Below are 19,644 nucleotides of genomic sequence, written 5' to 3' on the forward strand. Positions count from 1 at the left end.
GGCCTTTGGTTCACGCTGCGTTGCCGGCGCCCTCGCGCTTCGGCAGGGCTTCCGCACCGTCCTTGGTGACCCGGGTCGCACCGAAGTAGTCGGGCGTGTCGATCTTGTCGAAGCGGATCACGGCGCCGGTGAACGGGGCGTTGATCATGTAGCCGCCGCCCACGTAGAGCCCGACGTGCCGGATCTCCCGAGAGTTCGTCAGATCGTCGGAGAAGAAGACCAGATCCCCCGGCAGCAGATCCGCCCGCGCGGGATGCGAACCGGCGTTGTACTGGTCGTTCGCCACCCGCGGCAGCTCGATCCCCACCGACTCGTACGCGGCCTTGGTCAGCCCCGAGCAGTCGAACCGCCCGCCCTGGTCGGCCGTCCCGTTGCCGCCCCACAGGTACGGCGTCCCCAACTGCTTCTGCGCGAAGTAGATCGCCCCGGCGGCCTGCTGCGAGGGCGCCACCCGGCCCACGGGGGCCGCGAAGCTCTTGGCGAGGGTCGTGATCGTCTTCACGTACCCCTGGGTCTCCTGGAACGGCGGGACGCCCTGGTACTGCGTCACCGCACCCGGGCCCGCGTTGTAGGCCGCCAGCATGTTGGCGACGGGATCGCCCGGCACCTTGGACACGTAGCGCGCCAGCTCGCAGTCGTACGAAGCCGCGGACGGGATCGCGTCGTTGGGATCCCAGATGTCGCGGTCGCCGTCACCGTCGCCGTCGATGCCGTGCGTGGCCCAGGTCCCCGGAATGAACTGCGCGATGCCCCGGGCGTCCGCCGGGCTCACCGCGCTCGGGTTCCAGCCGCTCTCCGAGTAGAGCTGCGCGGCCAGCACGGGCGGGGTGAGCGTGGGACAGAGCCGGCCCCACTTCTCCACGAGGCTCTGGTACTTGCCCGGCACGGCCCCCTTGGTGAGCCCCACGAGGCCACCGCCGCCGCCACTGGCGATGCCCGCGGCGGCCGAGTACGTACCGACGACGAGCAGGGCGAGAAAGCACAGGCACGCCCCGAAGCTGATTCCACCGACCACCCAGAGTCTGCGCACCCGCCAACCTTCCCCCATCGAACGGCTTTTCCCGGAGCTCCCGCCACCCCGTGTCGAATCATCCCGTTTGGGGGCGCCGTGGAAACCGTTATGCCGCAAGCCATTGAGCCCAACGGCCGGGGGAATCGGCCGAACTCATCGGAATATACGACGTACTTCCTGCCGCCGCCCCAGACGGTCGAGTCGACCGAGCCGACCGACCCCGCCCACCCGCCCTATTTCCCGCCCACAGCCCGGGGCGCCACGAACAGGCTCTGCGCGCTCCGCCCGATCGGCCCCTTCTCGTCGTGCAGCCGGGCGTCCGCGAGACCGATCCCGGCCCCGTCCACACTCGTACGGGCCTCCACGCACACCCACTCGCCCACCGGATGGCGGTGCAGGTGGACGGTGAGGTCGCCGTTGACGAAGACGTAGCGACCGAAGTCCATCACCGAGCTGATGCCGTTGCCCGAGTCCGCCGCGACCAGGATCCGGTCCAGCGGCCTGGGCTCCTCCCCCGCGACCAGCGGCACCCTCATCCGCATCCAGCAGGTCCCGGGCCCGAGTTCGACGAAGGCCCCCTCGGTAAAACGCGTCTCCATCGCCGAGTGGTAGCCCGTCTCCCACGGCACCGGGAAGAACGGCGTCACCCCCACCTCCCCGGGCGGCGGCAGCTCCGGCCCCGGCACCACGGCCGGTACGGAGTCCTCCGCCACCCGGATCCGCAGGGCCCGCGCCAGCATCACGGGCGCGGCCCCGGCCGGAGCGAGCGCGGCCTCGACCACCTCGGTGCCGCGGCCCGCCCGCAGCACGCTGGTGGTGAGCTCCAACGGCCCCAGCGGCACCGGGCGCAGGATCTCGTAGGTGATGCGGGCGATCCTCATGTCCTGCCGCGCGTCGGGCCGTTCCTCGATGGCCCGCCCGAGCAGCGCGGCCGGCGGACCGGCGTGCTGCGCGCCGGGATCCCACGGCCCGCGCGTGTAGGCGGTGGCACGGAACCGGCCCGCGTCGATCCGCTCGTAGAACCCTTCTACGCCTTCTACGCCCTCAACAGCTTCTGCATCGCCCATGCGCGGCACGCTACCGACAGGTAACCCGGCCTCGCCAGACCTCGGACGGGGCCCGGCGGACCCCGGAAAGCCTCCGCGGGCCTCAGCGGGCGAAGCCCAGCCCCACCCCGAGTCCCACCAGCACCGAGCCGATGGCCCGGTTGAGCGCCTTCTGCGCCTTCAGCATCCGGTCGCGCAGCCGCGAGTTGGAGAAGAACAGCGCCACCGCCCCGAACCAGCCCAGATGCGCCGCCGACATGAACAGCCCGTACCCGGCCTGCTGCCACACAGGCGTCCCCGGCCCGACCACCTGGGTGAAGGTGGAGACGACGAACAGCGTGGTCTTCGGATTGAGCACATTGGTCAGGAACCCGGTCCGCAGCGCCCCGAACGGCGTCAGCCCGGCCCTCTCCTCCAGGTCCACGGTCACCTCGGCCCGCGACCGGAAGGTCTTCACCCCGATCCACACCAGGTACGCGGCGCCGGCGAGCTTGATCGCCGTGAACAGCCCGGCGGAGGAGGCGATCAGCAGGCCGACGCCGAGCATCGTGTACGAGACGTGGACCAGCACGCCGGCCGCGACCCCGGCGGCCGCGAGCAGGCCGGTGGGGCGCCCGTAGAGGTAACTGTTGCGGACCACCATGGCGAAGTCCGCGCCCGGACTGACGACGGCGAGGAAGGTGATGAGTGCGACTGCCAGCAGTTCGGTCATGAGCCGATGCTCGCCGCGCCCTCCCCCGCGATCAAGGGCTTTGCGCATCCCGCCACCCACCGGACGTCCGCCGGACACCCCGCCTCCCCCACCGGGGGACAATGGCGACGTGCCCAAGTCTCCTCCCGCCTCGCCTTCGCGCCCCCCTCTCCCTGTCCTGCAGGCGGACTGCGCGAACTGCTTCGCTCTCTGCTGCGTGGCCCTGCCGTTCGCCAAGTCCACCGACTTCGCCGTGAACAAGCCCGCCGGCACCCCCTGCAAGAACCTCCAGCAGGACTTCCGCTGCTCCATCCACACCCGGCTGCGCGACACGGGCTTCCAGGGCTGCACGGTCTTCGACTGCTTCGGCGCGGGACAGCAGGTCTCACAGGTCACCTTCGGCGGCCGCGACTGGCGCACCCACCCCGGCACCGCCGGCGCCATGTACGAGGTCTTCCCCGTGATGCGGCACCTGCACGAGCTGCTCCTCTACATCTCCGAAGCCCTCGCGCTCCCGGCCGCCCGCCCGGTCCACACCCAGCTGCGCTCGGCCCTGGCCGACACCGCTCGCTGGACCGAAGCCACCCCCGAAGCCCTCGCGGCCCTCGACATCGGCCCCCTGCGCCAGGAGGTCAACACCCTCCTCCTGAAGGCCAGTGAGCTCGTACGGGCCAAGGTGCCGGGCCGCAAGAAGAACCACCGCGGCGGCGACCTGATGGGCGCCCGCCTCTCCGGCGCGGACCTGCGCGGCGCGAACCTGCGCGGCGCCTACCTGATCGCGGCCGACCTCAGCGGCGCCGACCTGCGCTCCGCCGACCTGATCGGCGCGGACTTCCGCGACACCAACCTGTGCGGTGCCGACCTGCGCGAGGCCCTCTTCCTCACCCAGCCCCAGCTCAACGCGGCCAAGGGCACCCCCGCCACCCAGCTCCCGCCCCACCTGACCCACCCGGCCCACTGGCTCGCGTAGCCCGTCACCGGCGCCCGCAGGACACATGTGCGCCCCTCGCGCATCCGTACGCCCCGCACCGACCGTGACGATGTGCAACTGACCCAATACGGTGAGCCACGCAACCGGAAGATGATCGTCATCGACCGGACCACTGGAGGTTCCTCACCATGCGACGACTGACCACGACCCTCGGCACCCTCGCGGCCGCCGCCACCCTCGCACTCGGCCTCGGCGGCTCCGCGCACGCGTCCTCGGGGGAACTGGTCATCAACGGCTACCCGCTCCACGAACCGTCCGGCTGCATCACGCACAACGGCCCCGCCTCGGTGACGAACCACACCGACAACCCCGTCTTCGTCACCAGCGGCCGCTTCTGCACCGGCTTCATCGTCGACGTCATCCACCCCGGAGACACCCGGTTCGCGCCGTTCGCCTCGAACCTCTACGTCCCGTAACCACCCGCCACCCGTCCTACCCGACCCGCCAACACCCGGACACCCCGCGGGTGCCGCGCCCGGCTCGTGCCCCGGGCGCGGCACCGGCGCGGAAGCCGGCCGCCGGACATCAGGGCCTGACGACGGCCTGCCAGCCCAGCGGACAGACGACGCCCATGGCCGAGTAGTCGCAGAAGATCTCGGAAACGTCCCCGCCGGTCGTCAGCACCTTCACGTACGCCCGGTAGAGGCCGTTGTAGGTGATGGACACCCCGCACGCGTCCCTCGGGAAGCCGGGATTGGCCGGCGTGGTCAGGTCCTTCCAGGAGTACGGACCGACCGTGTTCCCCGACACCGTCCGCCGGCCCAGGTACACCCGCCCCCGGCTGAGCGCGGCACTGAGCTCCTGATCCGACTGGCCCCTGACCGAGTCCATGTCCACGCACGGCCCGGCCGGCCCCCGCTCGCCCATCGGCCCGCGCTCACCCCTGGGCCCCCGTTCACCCTTCGGCCCGCGCGGCCCCGGCGGCCCCGGACACCCGCCACCGGCAGCAGCGGGCACCGCCTTCCCGGCCTTCCCCGCTTTCCCCGCTTTCCCCGCTTTCCCGGCCTTCGCCGCCACGCTCCCGGACGACCTCAGGTCGTCGTCCCCCCGGGGCTTCGCGCAGACACCGCCCGCCGCGCCCACCGCGGTCGCCGCCACGGCCCCCGGAGCGGAAACCCCCGCGAGCAGGAGCGCCAACGGGACCGCGACCCCGCCGGCCCACCACGTCGCCCGTCGCCCCGCCCTGCTGAAGCAACCCATCCGTCACCCACTCCTCACGCCTGCGTACCGAACGACGAGGAGCATCCCCCGCAACACCGCGTGAGGATGGAACGACTGACGGAATGTCGGACATATGTCATCGGGTTGGTCGAACGACACACCGGTCCACTGAGCCGAATGGCGGCCACTCGACAGTCACCCTGTACGACGGCACCTCAATCATTGCCCGGGGTCACCCCGCGTGATACACAGAGTGACCATACGTTCTTTCCCCCACACGCCGCCGGGGCCCAGGTCAGAGCACACGGACGGAGCGTGGGAACGCGGATCGGGTAAAGAGAGCCGTCAAGTCGACATGCGACAGCGTTTCATCAGCGAAGATAGTGCGTGACCCCTGCCGTCCGGGCACGGGCAGCAGGAACTACCCATGCAGGGGCGGTGAGTTACATGATCCTGGCAGCCGAAAAAGGCGACATCACCACCATCATCGGCGGAATCGCCCCGAACTGGGGGCCGTTCGGCAGTCTCGGCAACGAAGCGAAGGTCATGGTCGAGGTGGTCATGGCAGTCGCCATCCTCCTCTGCCTGGGCATCGCCATCTGGGGCGCGGCCAAACAGCGCATCGGCGCGACGGCCCTGCGCGACACCTTCAGCGCGGAACAGGGCAAGGGCCTGATCGTGGCCGGCCTGACGGGCGTCTTCATCATCGGCTCCCTCGGCACCCTCTTCACCATCGTCTACGGAATGGCCGTCTAGCCAGAGCCCTGATGCGGACTCACTACGCCGCGCCTACGCGGATATCAGCGCTACCGTCGTACGACGCGGAGGGGGCGAACACCGAATGAGCAACGACGACCAATACGGTGGCGGCGGCGCGGGCCACGGCGAAGTCGGCGGCACGGGCCAGACCCGCACCCGCCTCCCGGAGTCCTCCTCAGACCCCTACAACACCCCCCGCCGCACCCCCCGCGCCTCCCGGGGCCTGATCGCGGTGGTGGGCGTGGTGGTCCTCCTGATCGCGGCCATCGCCTTCGCCAACCAGTCCCACACCCCGCAGGCGCCTCCCACCTCGGACAAACCCGCGACCGCCAACCCGACGGCACCCACCGGCACCGAGCCCGTAGCCACCGGAACCGACGGCATCCCGAAGGGCTTCGCCCACGACGAGCAGGGCGCCCAGTCGGCGGCCGCCAACTACACCGTGACGCTCGGCTCCGAAGGAATGCTCAAAAGGGACCGCCGCCACGCCATCATGGACGGCATCTACACGCCGGAGGCGGCGGCTCGTCTGAAGGGCACTCAGGACACCGCGTACTCGGCGGCCTTCCTCACCACGCTGGGGCTCGACGCGAACGGGAACCCTCCACAGGGCAGCACCTTCGTCACCCGGGCCGTCCCGATCGGCACCCGGGTCGAGAGCTACGGACCCACCGCCGCGAAGGTCGCGGTCTGGTACACCGGGCTGGTCGGCATGTCGGGCCCGAAGACCACGGACCCCGTGCGCACCACCTGGAAGACCTGGACCTTCGAACTGTCCTGGGCCGGCGACGGCTGGAAGGTCAGCGCCGACACCCAGCAGGACGGCCCGGCCCCGGTCCCCGGCGACGTAGCCGCCTCCACGTCCGACGACATCAGCAAGGCCGTGAAGGAATTCGGAGGGTTCACCTATGCCCGGTAGCCGCCGCTTCCGTATTGCCGGAGCGCTGATCTCCGTACAGACGGCAGTGGTCCTGCTGTCCGCCCGGGCCGTCGCAGCGCCCTCCCCCACCCCGAGCCCGTCGGGCTCGGCCTCCAACAAGTGCGAGGGGGTCTTCGGACCGGTCAAGGAGTCGTGCGAGCGCAGCGTCGGCGGCGGAAATCCCGCCGGAACGGGCGGTACCGGGCTCGCGCCGAACGCCCCCGATGCCCTCAACCCGCTCTCCTCGCTGGCCAAGGGGTGCGCCGACGCCGCCGCCTGGATCGTCGCCCAGCTCAGCAAGGCGGTCAACGGCACCGCCAATGTCGACTTCACCAACGGCGCCTTCCTCAAGCAGTACGCCATCGTCTTCGCCGCCTCCACCATCCTCACCCTCGTCCTGTGGCTCTTCGCCGTCGCCAAACGAGCCATCCGCGGCGTCCCCTTCACCACCGCCATGTCCGAAGCCATCGGCTTCCTCTGGCTCACCGTCCTCGCCTCGGCCTTCACCCCCCTGATCCTCTACACCGTCGTCTCCGCCACCGACGGCGTCACCGAGGTCATCGCCTCTGCCACCGGCGGCCAGACCGACGTGTTCTTCGGCTCCTTCGCCGAGGCCCTCAAGAAGGGCGACGACATCGGCGGCGGCCCGATCATGCTGATCGTGGTCGCCCTGGTCACCGTCCTCGCCGCCGGCGTCCTCTGCCTCGAGCTCGTGATCCGGGCCGCGCTCCTCTACGTCGGCGCCCTGCTCGGCACCGTCGTCTACGCCGGCCTCGTCGACCGCAACCTCTGGGGCCACGTCCGCCGCTGGGCGGGCATCATGATCGCCGTGATCCTCGTGAAGCCGGTCATCGTCATCGTCCTCGGCCTCGCCGGGGCCCTGGCCGGCGAAAAGGGCCCGGACTCCTTCTCCGCCGTCGTCTCCGGCCTCGCCATCATCCTGCTGGCGATCTTCGCCTCGGCGATGATCTACCGCTTCGTCCCCGGCTTCGGCGACGAGATCGCCTCCGCCCGCACCAACCGCAGCAAGGCCACCGACGGCGCCCAGGCGGCCGCCGTCATCAGCTCCCCGGCCTCCCTCGTCTCCCAGGGCATCAAGACCCACAGCAGCCGGGGCGGCGCAAGCGGCGGCGCCCACCGCGCGAGCGGCGGAGGCGGCGGCGGTGCCAACCAGATCTCCGGAGGCATGGCCGCACACAGCAGCCGCGGCTCCGGCGGCGGAACCGGAGGGTCCGGCAGCGGGTCCGCCGCAGCACCCGCACCCCGTACGGGCTCCAGCACGAGGAACACAGGAGGTGACGGGCGGTGACGACCCAGTCCCACCAGCTCCACCAACTCCACCCGGTCGCGCCCCGCCGCACGTATCTCATCGGCCGGGCCCGGCCGAACGCGATCGTCGGCAAGAACCGCGAAACCGGCGAGATCGCCCTGATCATCGCCGGTGCGTTCCTCGGCATGATGAGCGGACTGCTCGTCCCCGACCTCGCCCTGCGCATCGTCTCCCTCGCCGGATTCCCGATGCTCGCGCTCGCCGCCGTCTACATCCCCTACCGCGGCCGCACCTTCTACCGCTGGTTCGAGATCAACCGCAGCTACAAGCGCACCCTGCGCCGCGGCACGACCTTCCGCTCGGGCACCATGGAAGCCGGCGTCCGCGCCTCCGACGGCCGCGAGGTCGAGGTCGGCCCGCCCCCCGGCATCGGCCGGATCAACTGGCTCGCCGCCCCCTTCGGCCCCGACGAGATCGCCGTGCTCCTGCACGCCGACCGCAGAACCGTCACCGCCGCCATCGAGATCGAGGGCCCCGGCGTCGGCCTGCGCGACAGCGAGGACCAAGAGGCCCTCGTGGACCGCTTCGGCACCCTCCTCAAGCACGTGGCCAACGGCGACGGCTTCGTCACCCGCATCCAGATGCTCGCCCGCACCCTGCCCGCCGACCCCGACGCGCACGCCAAGGACGTGGCCCAGCGCGGCGACACCAACGCCCCCGTCTGGCTGCGCGATTCGTACGAGCAGCTCCAGTCGATGGTCTCCACCTCCTCCGAGCAGCACCGCGCGTACCTCGTCGCCTGCATGCACTTCACGCGCGAACTCGCCGCCGAGGCCAACACCATCGCCCGCGCGGGCACCCCGTACAAGGGCCGCAAGCTCGACCGCGACGCCGGCCTCGCCATCGTCATGGCCCGCGAACTCACCGACATCTGCGCCCGCCTCGCCGAGGCCGACATCCGCGTCCGCCAGCCGCTCGGCCAGGGCCGGCTGTCCTCCCTCGTGCACTCCATGTACGACCCGGACCACCCCATCGACCACATCCAGGCCATGACCAAGCGCAACGCCTGGCCGGCCGAACTCGACGCCGTCGAGCCCACCTACCTCCAGGCCAAGACCCGCGAATCCTCCACCCGCGCCCCCTGGTGCCACGCCACGGCCTGGGTGAAGGAATGGCCGATGACCCCGGTCGGCGTCAACTTCCTCGCCCCGCTCCTCGTCCACACCCCCGACGTCATCCGCACGGTCGCCGTCACCATGGACCTGGAACCCACCGAGATCGCCATCGAGCGCATGCTCACGGAGAAGACCAACGACGAGGCCGACGCCAGCCGCGCCGCCAAGATGAACCGCACGGTCGACCCCCGCGACATCGCCGCACACGGCCGGCTCGACCAGCGTGGCGAAGACCTCGCGAGCGGCGCCGCCGGGGTCAACTTGGTCGGGTACATCACCGTGTCCTCCCGCTCCCCAGAGGCCCTCGCCCGCGACAAGCGCACCATCCGCGCCTCCGCGGGCAAGTCCTACCTGAAGCTCGAATGGTGCGACCGCGAGCACCACCGCGCCTTCGTCAACACCCTGCCGTTCGCCACCGGCATCCGACGCTAGCTGGAGGGAATGGCCGCCCATGCGAGATCCCATGTCCGCCCTGACGGACGCCTTCACCAGCTTCCTGTTCGGCAAGGTAGAAACCACGCGCCTGCCCGTCCGCACCTCGACGGGTCAGGCCCAAGCGGTCTACCTCCCCACCGCCGCCCCCGGACTCGGCGACTCCGGCGTCATCATCGGCCGTGAGGTCTACAGCGGCAAGGGCTACATCTACGACCCGTTCCAGCTCTACGGCCAACAACTGCCCGCCCCCCACTGGCTGGTCCTCGGCGAATCCGGCAACGGCAAGTCCGCCCTGGAGAAGACCTACGTCCTGCGCCAACTGCGCTTCCGGGACCGCCAGGTCGTGGTCCTCGACGCCCAGGGCGAGGACGGCGTGGGCGAGTGGAACCTCATCGCCCAGCAGCTGGGAATAACCCCCATCCGCCTGGACCCCATCGCCGCCAACGACGACGGGATCCGCCTCAACCCCCTCGACCCGGCGATCACGACGACCGGTCAGCTCGCGCTGCTCCGGACCATCATCGAAGTCGCCATGGGCCACGGCCTCGACGAACGCTCCGGCTTCGCCCTCAAGGTCGCGCACGCGTACGTGGTCGAGACGATCACCAGCCGCCAGCCGGTCCTGACCGACATCGTGGAACAACTGCGCCATCCCGAGCCCGAGTCCGCCCAGGCGATGAATGTGGACATAGACGATGTCCGAGCCTGGGGCCTGGACGTGGCCCTGGTCATCGACCGCCTGGTCGACGGCGACCTCCGCGGCATGTTCGACGGCCCGACGACGGTCGGCATCGACCTCGACGCCCCGCTCATCGTCTTCGACCTCTCCCACATCGACCGCAACTCCATCGCCATGCCCATCCTCATGGCGATCGTCGGCGTGTGGCTGGAACACACCTGGATCCGCCCGGACCGCAAGAAGCGCATCTTCCTGGTGGAAGAGGCCTGGCACATCATCAACAGCCCCTTCGTGGCTCAGCTGTTCCAGCGCCTCCTCAAGTTCGGCCGCCGCCTGGGCCTGTCCTTCGTGGCCGTCGTCCACCACCTCTCCGACGTGGTCGACGGCGCGGCGGCACGCGAGGCGGCAGCCATCCTCAAAATGGCCTCCACCCGCACCATCTACGCCCAGAAGGCGGACGAAGCACGCGCCACGGGCCGCGTCCTGGGCCTGCCCCGCTGGGCAGTGGAAATCATCCCGACCCTCACCCCCGGCATCGCCGTCTGGGACGTCAACGGCAACGTCCAGGTCGTCAAACACCTGATCACCGAGGCCGAACGCCCCCTCGTCTACACGGACCGCGCCATGACCGAATCCTCGGCCCAGCACCGCCTCCCCGACGACCTCCTGGCCGCCGAACTGGAGGCGGAGGAACGCGCCCTCCTGATGGAGCGCCACCGCAACGGCGGCGCCGGCTCGGCAACCACGGTGGCCTGACATGCCCGACCGCACCACCCGCCCCCAGGGCGGCATCCCGGACGGCCTCCTGGTAGGCCTCCTGGCATTCCTTCTGGGCCTGGCCGTCCTCATCTGGACGGCCACCGGCCTGTCCGCCCTCTTCACGAAGGGCGACTGGCCCTCCACGGTCACCTTCACCCGCACCCCGACCGCGGTCCGCTCGCTGATAGCTCAACCGCACAACCTCGCGGCAGCCTGGCCCGACACCCCCGCCCAATCCCTCTCGGGCTGGGGCCTGTTCTGGGGCCTGTTCATCAGCCAGCTCCTCATCCTGCTGGTCCTGGCGATCTTCGTCCTGGGCCTCATCACCCGCACCAGGGCCAACCGTGCCCGCACGCCCGAAATCCCGGCCCAGGCCAACCCAGCTGCGGCGACAAATCCAGCCCCGACAAATCCAGCCCCGCCGGCGTTTGAGGCGCGGGGGCGCGGGGGCAGAGCCCCCGGCAACGGCGCCGAACCACCCCCCACGGACGAGGCGTACCGCTACGGCTTCGGCTACGCCCCCGCCAAGGCACCGGCACCCGCACCCGCACCCGGCCGCTTGACCTACGCCGACCCGGCGGCCCGCCGAACCGCCGCCGCCGAGGCCATCGCAACGGCCACCGGCCCGGTATTCGTCATCACGTCCTCCCCCGCCCTCTGGGCAGAGACCAAGGACGCCCGCGCCAAGCTCGGCCCCGTCCTCCTCTACGACCCGTCCCACCTCTGCGACACCCCGGCCCGCCTGCACTGGAACCCGGCCACCGACTGCGCGGACCGCGCAACCGCCACCGCCCGTGCCACCGCGCTCCTCGCACCCGTCCGCCCCCAGGCCCGCATGGACGCCGCCGTGGCCGAGACCGCTGAAACGCTCCTCCGCAGCTGGCTCCAGGCCGCCGCCCTGGACAACCGTCCGTTCAAGCAGCTCCAGCGCTGGGCCCAGGGAACGAACGCCCAGGAGCCGGTCCGCATCCTGCGCACCCACCCCCAGGCGGCCTCCGCCGCCCCCGGCGCGGCCGGCGAACTCGAAAGCGCCCTGACCGCCCACCCGGAGCGCCGCGAACTCGCCCAGCACCTCACGGCCCGCGCCCTGACCGCCCTGTCCTCGATCCACATCCGCGAATCCTGCACCCCGAACCGAAGCGATTCGCTCGCCCTCGCATCGTTCGTCTCCGAAGGGGGCACCCTCTACGTGGTGGGCGAATCCCTGGAAGACCCCCGTACCCACCCGGGTGCAATGCCCCTCCTCACCGCACTCGCCTCCAGCGTGGTCGAGCACGGCCGCCGCATGGCCGCACGGTCATCCCACGGTCGGCTCGACCCACCACTGGCGCTCGTCTTCGACGACGTGGCCGCGGTGGCCCCGCTCCCCCAGCTCCCGCAGCTCCTGGAGGACCGGACGCTCCCCCTGCTCGCGCTGTGCCGCAGCCGCGAACAGGCCCGCTCCCGCTGGCCGGAAGCGGACCTGCCCGTCAGTACCTATTAAGGCCGCGCGAACACGTACTCCAGTTCCTTCGCGGACGGATCCCCCGGCATCGGTACGACGACCCCGCTCGGCTCGAACCCGTACCGCCGGTAGAACGCCTGGGCCCTCGGGTTCTTCTCGTGCACGAAGAGCCGTACGCGCTCCAGCGCCGGCCCCTCCAGCGACCAGGCCCAGTCCAGCGCGGCCGCGAACAGGGCTTCGGTCAGCCCGGTCCCGCGCTGCTCGGCCCGCACGAACACCCCCACGAGGTGCCCCTGCGTCCGCTCGACGACCCCTTCGAAGAGGTCGTCCGCCCCGGCCTCCTCGACGATCAGGGTCACCGATCCGTCCCACCGCCCGTCGGACGCCTCGGCTACGAACTGCCGAATGGCGCGCCCTTCGGATCCCCTGACGGTCCGTCCCTGCCAAAACTCATCAGGCTGGGCCTCGGCGCCGGCGAGCGTCTCGAGGAAGGCCACCGGCGCCGCCGGGTCCTTCAACGCCGCGATCCGCAGCTCCTTGACCTTCACCCACTCGTCGCCCCGTACCGGACGTATCACGTGCTGGTTCATAACCCGGGATCCTAACCAGCCACTGGGTTGGACTTCACCCGGGTTTTCCCACGTCAAATGGTTGTGAACGCAGAAAAGCCCCGTACCAGTTCCCTGGTACGGGGCTTTCTACAATGATTGTTCGGCGGCGTCCTACTCTCCCACAGGGTCCCCCCTGCAGTACCATCGGCGCTGAAAGGCTTAGCTTCCGGGTTCGGAATGTAAACCGGGCGTTTCCCTAACGCTATGACCACCGAAACACTATGAAGTTAACCAACCGGATATGAACACAGTTCGTTACTTCAGAACTAACACAGTGGACGCGAGCAACTGAGGACAAGCCCTCGGCCTATTAGTACCAGTCAGCTCCACCCGTTACCGGGCTTCCACATCTGGCCTATCAACCCAGTCGTCTACTGGGAGCCTTACCCTCTCAAGGAGGTGGGAATACTCATCTTGAAGCAGGCTTCCCGCTTAGATGCTTTCAGCGGTTATCCCTCCCGAACGTAGCCAACCAGCCATGCCCTTGGCAGGACAACTGGCACACCAGAGGTTCGTCCGTCCCGGTCCTCTCGTACTAGGGACAGCCCTTCTCAATATTCCTACGCGCACAGCGGATAGGGACCGAACTGTCTCACGACGTTCTAAACCCAGCTCGCGTACCGCTTTAATGGGCGAACAGCCCAACCCTTGGGACCGACTCCAGCCCCAGGATGCGACGAGCCGACATCGAGGTGCCAAACCATCCCGTCGATATGGACTCTTGGGGAAGATCAGCCTGTTATCCCCGGGGTACCTTTTATCCGTTGAGCGACGGCGCTTCCACAAGCCACCGCCGGATCACTAGTCCCGACTTTCGTCCCTGCTCGACCCGTCGGTCTCACAGTCAAGCTCCCTTGTGCACTTACACTCAACACCTGATTGCCAACCAGGCTGAGGGAACCTTTGGGCGCCTCCGTTACTTTTTGGGAGGCAACCGCCCCAGTTAAACTACCCATCAGACACTGTCCCTGATCCGGATCACGGACCGAGGTTAGACATCCAGCACGACCAGAGTGGTATTTCAACGGCGACTCCACCATGACTGGCGTCACAGCTTCAAAGTCTCCCACCTATCCTACACAAGCCGAACCGAACACCAATATCAAACTATAGTAAAGGTCCCGGGGTCTTTCCGTCCTGCTGCGCGAAACGAGCATCTTTACTCGTAGTGCAATTTCACCGGGCCTATGGTTGAGACAGTCGAGAAGTCGTTACGCCATTCGTGCAGGTCGGAACTTACCCGACAAGGAATTTCGCTACCTTAGGATGGTTATAGTTACCACCGCCGTTTACTGGCGCTTAAGTTCTCAGCTTCGCCACACCGAAATGTGACTAACCGGTCCCCTTAACGTTCCAGCACCGGGCAGGCGTCAGTCCGTATACATCGCCTTACGGCTTCGCACGGACCTGTGTTTTTAGTAAACAGTCGCTTCTCGCTGGTCTCTGCGGCCACCCCCAGCTCAGGAAGCAAGTTCCTTCACCAGTGATGGCCCCCCTTCTCCCGAAGTTACGGGGGCATTTTGCCGAGTTCCTTAACCATAGTTCACCCGAACGCCTCGGTATTCTCTACCTGACCACCTGAGTCGGTTTAGGGTACGGGCCGCCATGAAACTCGCTAGAGGCTTTTCTCGACAGCATAGGATCATCCACTTCACCACAATCGGCTCGGCATCAGGTCTCAGCCTTATATGAGGGACGGATTTGCCTACCCCTCGGCCTACACCCTTACCCCGGGACTACCACCGCCCGGGCTGGACTACCTTCCTGCGTCACCCCATCGCTTACCTACTACAAGTCTGGTTCGTCGGCTCCACCACTTTCCTTTCCCCGAAGGGTCCGGAACGGCTTCACGGACTTAGCATCGCCTGATTCGATATTGGGCGTTTCAAAGCGGGTACCGGAATATCAACCGGTTGTCCATCGACTACGCCTGTCGGCCTCGCCTTAGGTCCCGACTTACCCTGGGCAGATCAGCTTGACCCAGGAACCCTTAGTCAATCGGCGCACACGTTTCTCACGTGTGTATCGCTACTCATGCCTGCATTCTCACTCGTGAACCGTCCACAACTAGCTTCCGCTGCTGCTTCACCCGGCACACGACGCTCCCCTACCCATCACAGCGGGCGTTGGCCCTATTGCTGCAATGACACGACTTCGGCGGTACGCTTGAGCCCCGCTACATTGTCGGCGCGGAATCACTTGACCAGTGAGCTATTACGCACTCTTTCAAGGGTGGCTGCTTCTAAGCCAACCTCCTGGTTGTCTCTGCGACTCCACATCCTTTCCCACTTAGCGTACGCTTAGGGGCCTTAGTCGATGCTCTGGGCTGTTTCCCTCTCGACCATGGAGCTTATCCCCCACAGTCTCACTGCCACGCTCTCACTTACCGGCATTCGGAGTTTGGCTAAGGTCAGTAACCCGGTAGGGCCCATCGCCTATCCAGTGCTCTACCTCCGGCAAGAAACACGTGACGCTGCACCTAAATGCATTTCGGGGAGAACCAGCTATCACGGAGTTTGATTGGCCTTTCACCCCTAACCACAGGTCATCCCCCAGGTTTTCAACCCTGGTGGGTTCGGTCCTCCACGAAGTCTTACCTCCGCTTCAACCTGCCCATGGCTAGATCACTCCGCTTCGGGTCTAGAGCGTGCAACTCAATCGCCCTATTCGGACTCGCTTTCGCTACGGCTTCCCCACACGGGTTAACCTCGCTACACACCGCTAACTCGCAGGCTCATTCTTCAAAAGGCACGCAGTCACGACCGTTATTCCGAAGAATAACGGCGACGCTCCCACGGCTTGTAGGCACACGGTTTCAGGTACTATTTCACTCCGCTCCCGCGGTACTTTTCACCATTCCCTCACGGTACTATCCGCTATCGGTCACCAGGGAATATTTAGGCTTAGCGGGTGGTCCCGCCAGATTCACACGGGATTTCTCGGGCCCCGTGCTACTTGGGAGATTCTTAAGCAAGCCGCTGATGTTTCGTCTACGGGGGTCTTACCCTCTACGCCGGACCTTTCGCATGTCCTTCGACTACATCAACGGTTTCTGACTCGCCGACCGGCCGGCAGACCGATCAAAAGAATTCCCACAACCCCGCATGCGCAACCCCTGCCGGGTATCACACGCATACGGTTTGGCCTGATCCGGTTTCGCTCGCCACTACTCCCGGAATCACGGTTGTTTTCTCTTCCTGCGGGTACTGAGATGTTTCACTTCCCCGCGTTCCCTCCACACTGCCTATGTGTTCAGCAGTGGGTGACAGCCCATGACGACTGCCGGGTTTCCCCATTCGGACACCCCCGGATCAAAGCTCAGTTGGCAGCTCCCCGGGGCCTATCGCGGCCTCTCACGTCCTTCATCGGTTCCTGGTGCCAAGGCATCCACCGTGCGCCCTTAAAAACTTGGCCACAGATGCTCGCGTCCACTGTGTAGTTCTCAAGCAACGACCAGCCACCCATCACCCTCACCTACTAGAAGTGAAGTTCACTGGGGCCGGCATCGCAGAAGATAAGACCTTACGGCCGTACCCTCAGATACCCAACAACGTGCCAAGCACGATCCCCGCCACTCAAACTGTTTTCCACGCCGAAGCAGTACTCACAGAAGGTTTTGGAAACCGTGCCAACTAATCAACGTTCCACCCTGAGCTGACCGTGCAGAACGTTTGTCTGCAATCGGTACTGTGCTCCTTAGAAAGGAGGTGATCCAGCCGCACCTTCCGGTACGGCTACCTTGTTACGACTTCGTCCCAATCGCCAGTCCCACCTTCGACAGCTCCCTCCCTTACGGGTTGGGCCACCGGCTTCGGGTGTTACCGACTTTCGTGACGTGACGGGCGGTGTGTACAAGGCCCGGGAACGTATTCACCGCAGCAATGCTGATCTGCGATTACTAGCAACTCCGACTTCATGGGGTCGAGTTGCAGACCCCAATCCGAACTGAGACCGGCTTTTTGAGATTCGCTCCACCTCACGGTATCGCAGCTCATTGTACCGGCCATTGTAGCACGTGTGCAGCCCAAGACATAAGGGGCATGATGACTTGACGTCGTCCCCACCTTCCTCCGAGTTGACCCCGGCGGTCTCCTGTGAGTCCCCATCACCCCGAAGGGCATGCTGGCAACACAGGACAAGGGTTGCGCTCGTTGCGGGACTTAACCCAACATCTCACGACACGAGCTGACGACAGCCATGCACCACCTGTATACCGACCACAAGGGGGGCACTATCTCTAATGCTTTCCGGTATATGTCAAGCCTTGGTAAGGTTCTTCGCGTTGCGTCGAATTAAGCCACATGCTCCGCTGCTTGTGCGGGCCCCCGTCAATTCCTTTGAGTTTTAGCCTTGCGGCCGTACTCCCCAGGCGGGGAACTTAATGCGTTAGCTGCGGCACCGACGACGTGGAATGTCGCCAACACCTAGTTCCCAACGTTTACGGCGTGGACTACCAGGGTATCTAATCCTGTTCGCTCCCCACGCTTTCGCTCCTCAGCGTCAGTAATGGCCCAGAGATCCGCCTTCGCCACCGGTGTTCCTCCTGATATCTGCGCATTTCACCGCTACACCAGGAATTCCGATCTCCCCTACCACACTCTAGCTAGCCCGTATCGAATGCAGACCCGAGGTTAAGCCTCGGGCTTTCACATCCGACGTGACAAGCCGCCTACGAGCTCTTTACGCCCAATAATTCCGGACAACGCTTGCGCCCTACGTATTACCGCGGCTGCTGGCACGTAGTTAGCCGGCGCTTCTTCTGCAGGTACCGTCACTTTCGCTTCTTCCCTGCTGAAAGAGGTTTACAACCCGAAGGCCGTCATCCCTCACGCGGCGTCGCTGCATCAGGCTTTCGCCCATTGTGCAATATTCCCCACTGCTGCCTCCCGTAGGAGTCTGGGCCGTGTCTCAGTCCCAGTGTGGCCGGTCGCCCTCTCAGGCCGGCTACCCGTCGTCGCCTTGGTGGGCCATTACCCCACCAACAAGCTGATAGGCCGCGGGCTCATCCTTCACCGCCGGAGCTTTTAACCCCCGCCCATGCAGGCAGGAGTGTTATCCGGTATTAGACCCCGTTTCCAGGGCTTGTCCCAGAGTGAAGGGCAGATTGCCCACGTGTTACTCACCCGTTCGCCACTAATCCACCCCGAAGGGCTTCATCGTTCGACTTGCATGTGTTAAGCACGCCGCCAGCGTTCGTCCTGAGCCAGGATCAAACTCTCCATGAATGTTTACCCGTAATCGGGTGCACACGCACTTAGAGCGGGACAGTCATGTCGGAATAAGACCGACCGTCCACTGCGTCCTCGCTGTGTAATTGCCTGCAAGCATCACGGCAGAACCGCGACCTCACAGGTCTTTTTCAAAGGAACCTCATCCACCGAGGTGGACGGGGTATCAACTTTTTGGCGTTGATTTTTGGCACGCTGTTGAGTTCTCAAGGAACGGACGCTTCCTTTGTACTCACCCTCTCGGGCTTTCCTCCGGGCGCTTCCTTCGTTCTTGTGTCTCCGACTCTATCAGACTCTTTCGTGTCCGATTCCCAGTCAGCGGGATTTGCTTTCCAGTTCTTCGCTTTCGCGTTTCCCTTTCCGGCGAGTCCGACTCTATCAGAAGTTTTCCACCGGATTTCCCGGCTTCAGATTCCTGGATGAGGAGTCGAGGGTGCCCACTCTGAATTGCTTCATTGGGGGCCGGCTGCCGAACTTGTCCAGTTCCAGGCAACCGTTTGACTCTACATGACGCCCCCTGCACCGTCAAAATCGGCGCGACAGAACGCCCGTGACCCCGTACTGTCCCCGCCCCCACTCCGTCCCCACCTCACGGTGCGGCCCGCCGAGCGGGGTCACAAGCCGCTACTGCGGCAGCCACTCCAACCCCGTCGGGCTCGTACCCCAACAGAGCCGGCAGCAGCTCAGGGGCGCCCATGGCCTCCGCCGCGCGGAACGTGAGTACGTGCGCTCCCTCGGGATTTCCGAGCAGCTCGATCAGCAGCGGGACCGCGCGGAGGTCGCGCCGCCGGGCCAGCCCGTGGATCGCCTCCTCACGGGCGTCGGCGTTCTCGTCCGTCGTCCGCTCCCAGAGCGCATCACGAATCGCGGGGCTGTCGGCCTCGGCCTGGGACCCCAGGGTGAAGGTCGCCCAGTTGCGGACCTCGGGGTCCTGGTCGCGGGTCAGGGCAATGAGCGCGTGCACATCCGGCCCGTCCGGCGCATCCGTGAGGATCCCGGGGAACGAACAGGCCACCTGCCGGCGGACCTCGGCATCGGAGTGCTCGGCGAGCACCAGGAGCACGGGAAGGGCCCGCGGGTCGTACGTCCTCTCGATCGCGCGCGCCAGGGCAGACAGAACACCCGATTCCCTCTCCCCCTCGGCGAGGGCGACCAGCACCCCCACCGTCTCAACACGGCACGCCTCGTTCTGTTCACTCGTGTGCCCCAGCAGATCGCAGCCCATCTCCCGCTCGACCGGGTCCCCGGACCGGATCATCCCCAGCCCGGCCGCCAACGCCCCCGCCCCGTCCCCGGCGGCCCGCCACATCAGAGCCTCGTACCCACTCCAGTCCTCCGCCCCGAAAGCGACCCGCGCCTGCCCGACCAGCTCCACCACCGTGCCCATCCGGACATCCTGACGCCCGTAGCCCCTATACGCGCCGCAATAGCGGAGGCGCCTGTTAGGGAGGGAGCCTGCGGTCG

14 protein-coding genes and 3 rRNA genes are annotated in these 19,644 nt (G+C 66.7%); 8 read left to right on the plus strand and 9 right to left on the minus strand.

Annotated features, from left to right (window positions below; translation table 11 throughout):
• Window positions 1-10 precede the first annotated feature (10 nt).
• The 3 genes from AC3IYJ_RS18665 to AC3IYJ_RS18675 form a co-directional block, all read right to left on the minus strand.
• Window positions 11-1,030, minus strand: a complete 1,020-nt coding sequence (locus AC3IYJ_RS18665) for a C40 family peptidase (RefSeq protein ID WP_489402428.1) — start codon at window positions 1,028-1,030, stop codon at window positions 11-13.
• Window positions 1,031-1,245: 215 nt separating this feature from the next.
• Complete coding sequence (locus tag AC3IYJ_RS18670; protein ID WP_489402429.1) at window positions 1,246-2,079, minus strand: thioesterase family protein; 834 nt, start codon at window positions 2,077-2,079, stop codon at window positions 1,246-1,248.
• Between the two features lie 82 nt (window positions 2,080-2,161).
• Window positions 2,162-2,770 (minus strand): LysE family translocator, encoded by a 609-nt coding sequence (locus tag AC3IYJ_RS18675; protein WP_489402430.1) that lies wholly within the window; start codon window positions 2,768-2,770, stop codon window positions 2,162-2,164.
• On the opposite strand from AC3IYJ_RS18675, the gene AC3IYJ_RS18680 reads away from it, so the two are divergent.
• Both AC3IYJ_RS18680 and AC3IYJ_RS18685 read left to right on the plus strand, forming a co-directional pair.
• The gene (locus tag AC3IYJ_RS18680; protein ID WP_489402431.1) at window positions 2,769-3,719 is read left to right on the plus strand and encodes a pentapeptide repeat-containing protein; all 951 of its coding nucleotides are present in this window, start codon (window positions 2,769-2,771) and stop codon (window positions 3,717-3,719) included. The two genes, AC3IYJ_RS18675 and AC3IYJ_RS18680, sit on opposite strands and share 2 nt — an antisense overlap.
• 149 nt (window positions 3,720-3,868) lie before the next feature.
• Entirely contained in the window at window positions 3,869-4,156 is a 288-nt protein-coding gene (locus tag AC3IYJ_RS18685; protein WP_489402432.1) for a hypothetical protein, read from the plus strand.
• Between the two features lie 109 nt (window positions 4,157-4,265).
• Here AC3IYJ_RS18685 and AC3IYJ_RS18690 read toward each other — a convergent pair whose 3' ends face one another.
• A complete protein-coding gene (locus AC3IYJ_RS18690) occupies window positions 4,266-4,607 on the minus strand; it encodes a hypothetical protein (RefSeq protein ID WP_489402433.1) in 342 nt (113 codons plus the stop codon).
• A gap of 741 nt (window positions 4,608-5,348) precedes the next feature.
• Here AC3IYJ_RS18690 and AC3IYJ_RS18695 point away from each other — a divergent pair.
• The 6 genes from AC3IYJ_RS18695 (at window position 5,349) to AC3IYJ_RS18720 (ending at window position 12,380) form a co-directional block, all read left to right on the plus strand.
• Window positions 5,349-5,657, plus strand: coding sequence for a DUF8827 family protein (locus AC3IYJ_RS18695; RefSeq protein ID WP_136213834.1), 309 nt, complete (start codon window positions 5,349-5,351; stop codon window positions 5,655-5,657).
• 85 nt (window positions 5,658-5,742) lie between these two features.
• Window positions 5,743-6,579, plus strand: a complete 837-nt coding sequence (locus AC3IYJ_RS18700; RefSeq protein WP_489402434.1) for a DUF8175 domain-containg protein — start codon at window positions 5,743-5,745, stop codon at window positions 6,577-6,579.
• The gene (locus tag AC3IYJ_RS18705; protein ID WP_489402435.1) at window positions 6,569-7,888 is read left to right on the plus strand and encodes a hypothetical protein; all 1,320 of its coding nucleotides are present in this window, start codon (window positions 6,569-6,571) and stop codon (window positions 7,886-7,888) included. Before AC3IYJ_RS18700 ends, AC3IYJ_RS18705 begins: the two co-directional genes overlap by 11 nt.
• Complete coding sequence (locus tag AC3IYJ_RS18710) at window positions 7,885-9,456, plus strand: SCO6880 family protein (RefSeq protein ID WP_489402436.1); 1,572 nt, start codon at window positions 7,885-7,887, stop codon at window positions 9,454-9,456. Before AC3IYJ_RS18705 ends, AC3IYJ_RS18710 begins: the two co-directional genes overlap by 4 nt.
• Before the next feature lie 19 nt (window positions 9,457-9,475).
• Window positions 9,476-10,894: an ATP-binding protein gene (locus AC3IYJ_RS18715; protein WP_489402437.1), complete on the plus strand. Its 1,419-nt coding sequence runs from the start codon at window positions 9,476-9,478 to the stop codon at window positions 10,892-10,894.
• A gap of 1 nt (window position 10,895) precedes the next feature.
• Window positions 10,896-12,380: a P-loop NTPase family protein gene (locus AC3IYJ_RS18720; RefSeq protein WP_489402438.1), complete on the plus strand. Its 1,485-nt coding sequence runs from the start codon at window positions 10,896-10,898 to the stop codon at window positions 12,378-12,380.
• Here the strand turns inward: AC3IYJ_RS18720 and AC3IYJ_RS18725 are convergent.
• The 5 genes from AC3IYJ_RS18725 to AC3IYJ_RS18745 form a co-directional block, all read right to left on the minus strand.
• Window positions 12,377-12,931 carry a GNAT family N-acetyltransferase gene (locus AC3IYJ_RS18725; RefSeq protein ID WP_489402439.1) on the minus strand — a complete coding sequence of 185 codons (555 nt, stop codon included), beginning with the start codon at window positions 12,929-12,931 and terminating at the stop codon, window positions 12,377-12,379. The genes AC3IYJ_RS18720 and AC3IYJ_RS18725 overlap by 4 nt on opposite strands.
• A gap of 119 nt (window positions 12,932-13,050) precedes the next feature.
• Window positions 13,051-13,168, minus strand: a 5S ribosomal RNA gene (rrf, locus tag AC3IYJ_RS18730).
• Window positions 13,169-13,242: 74 nt separating this feature from the next.
• Window positions 13,243-16,366 (minus strand): 23S ribosomal RNA (locus tag AC3IYJ_RS18735).
• Window positions 16,367-16,652: 286 nt separating this feature from the next.
• Window positions 16,653-18,177, minus strand: a 16S ribosomal RNA gene (locus tag AC3IYJ_RS18740).
• Together the 16S, 23S and 5S rRNA genes form the textbook arrangement of a ribosomal RNA operon.
• Before the next feature lie 592 nt (window positions 18,178-18,769).
• Window positions 18,770-19,567 (minus strand): HEAT repeat domain-containing protein, encoded by a 798-nt coding sequence (locus AC3IYJ_RS18745; RefSeq protein WP_489402440.1) that lies wholly within the window; start codon window positions 19,565-19,567, stop codon window positions 18,770-18,772.
• Window positions 19,568-19,644 lie beyond the last annotated feature (77 nt).

It is taken from the genome of Streptomyces sp. GL_140 (assembly GCF_057834465.1).

Coding starts and splice junctions, on each gene's coding strand:
- AC3IYJ_RS18670 (WP_489402429.1), bottom strand. CDS start 2,079: ATGGGCGATGCAGAAGCTGTTGAGGGCGTAGAAGGCGTAGAAGGGTTC.
- AC3IYJ_RS18680 (WP_489402431.1), top strand. CDS start 2,769: ATGAGCCGATGCTCGCCGCGCCCTCCCCCGCGATCAAGGGCTTTGCGC.
- AC3IYJ_RS18675 (WP_489402430.1), bottom strand. CDS start 2,770: ATGACCGAACTGCTGGCAGTCGCACTCATCACCTTCCTCGCCGTCGTC.
- AC3IYJ_RS18685 (WP_489402432.1), top strand. CDS start 3,869: ATGCGACGACTGACCACGACCCTCGGCACCCTCGCGGCCGCCGCCACC.
- AC3IYJ_RS18690 (WP_489402433.1), bottom strand. CDS start 4,607: ATGGGCGAGCGGGGGCCGGCCGGGCCGTGCGTGGACATGGACTCGGTC.
- AC3IYJ_RS18695 (WP_136213834.1), top strand. CDS start 5,349: ATGATCCTGGCAGCCGAAAAAGGCGACATCACCACCATCATCGGCGGA.
- AC3IYJ_RS18700 (WP_489402434.1), top strand. CDS start 5,743: ATGAGCAACGACGACCAATACGGTGGCGGCGGCGCGGGCCACGGCGAA.
- AC3IYJ_RS18705 (WP_489402435.1), top strand. CDS start 6,569: ATGCCCGGTAGCCGCCGCTTCCGTATTGCCGGAGCGCTGATCTCCGTA.
- AC3IYJ_RS18715 (WP_489402437.1), top strand. CDS start 9,476: ATGCGAGATCCCATGTCCGCCCTGACGGACGCCTTCACCAGCTTCCTG.
- AC3IYJ_RS18720 (WP_489402438.1), top strand. CDS start 10,896: ATGCCCGACCGCACCACCCGCCCCCAGGGCGGCATCCCGGACGGCCTC.
- AC3IYJ_RS18725 (WP_489402439.1), bottom strand. CDS start 12,931: ATGAACCAGCACGTGATACGTCCGGTACGGGGCGACGAGTGGGTGAAG.
- AC3IYJ_RS18745 (WP_489402440.1), bottom strand. CDS start 19,567: ATGGGCACGGTGGTGGAGCTGGTCGGGCAGGCGCGGGTCGCTTTCGGG.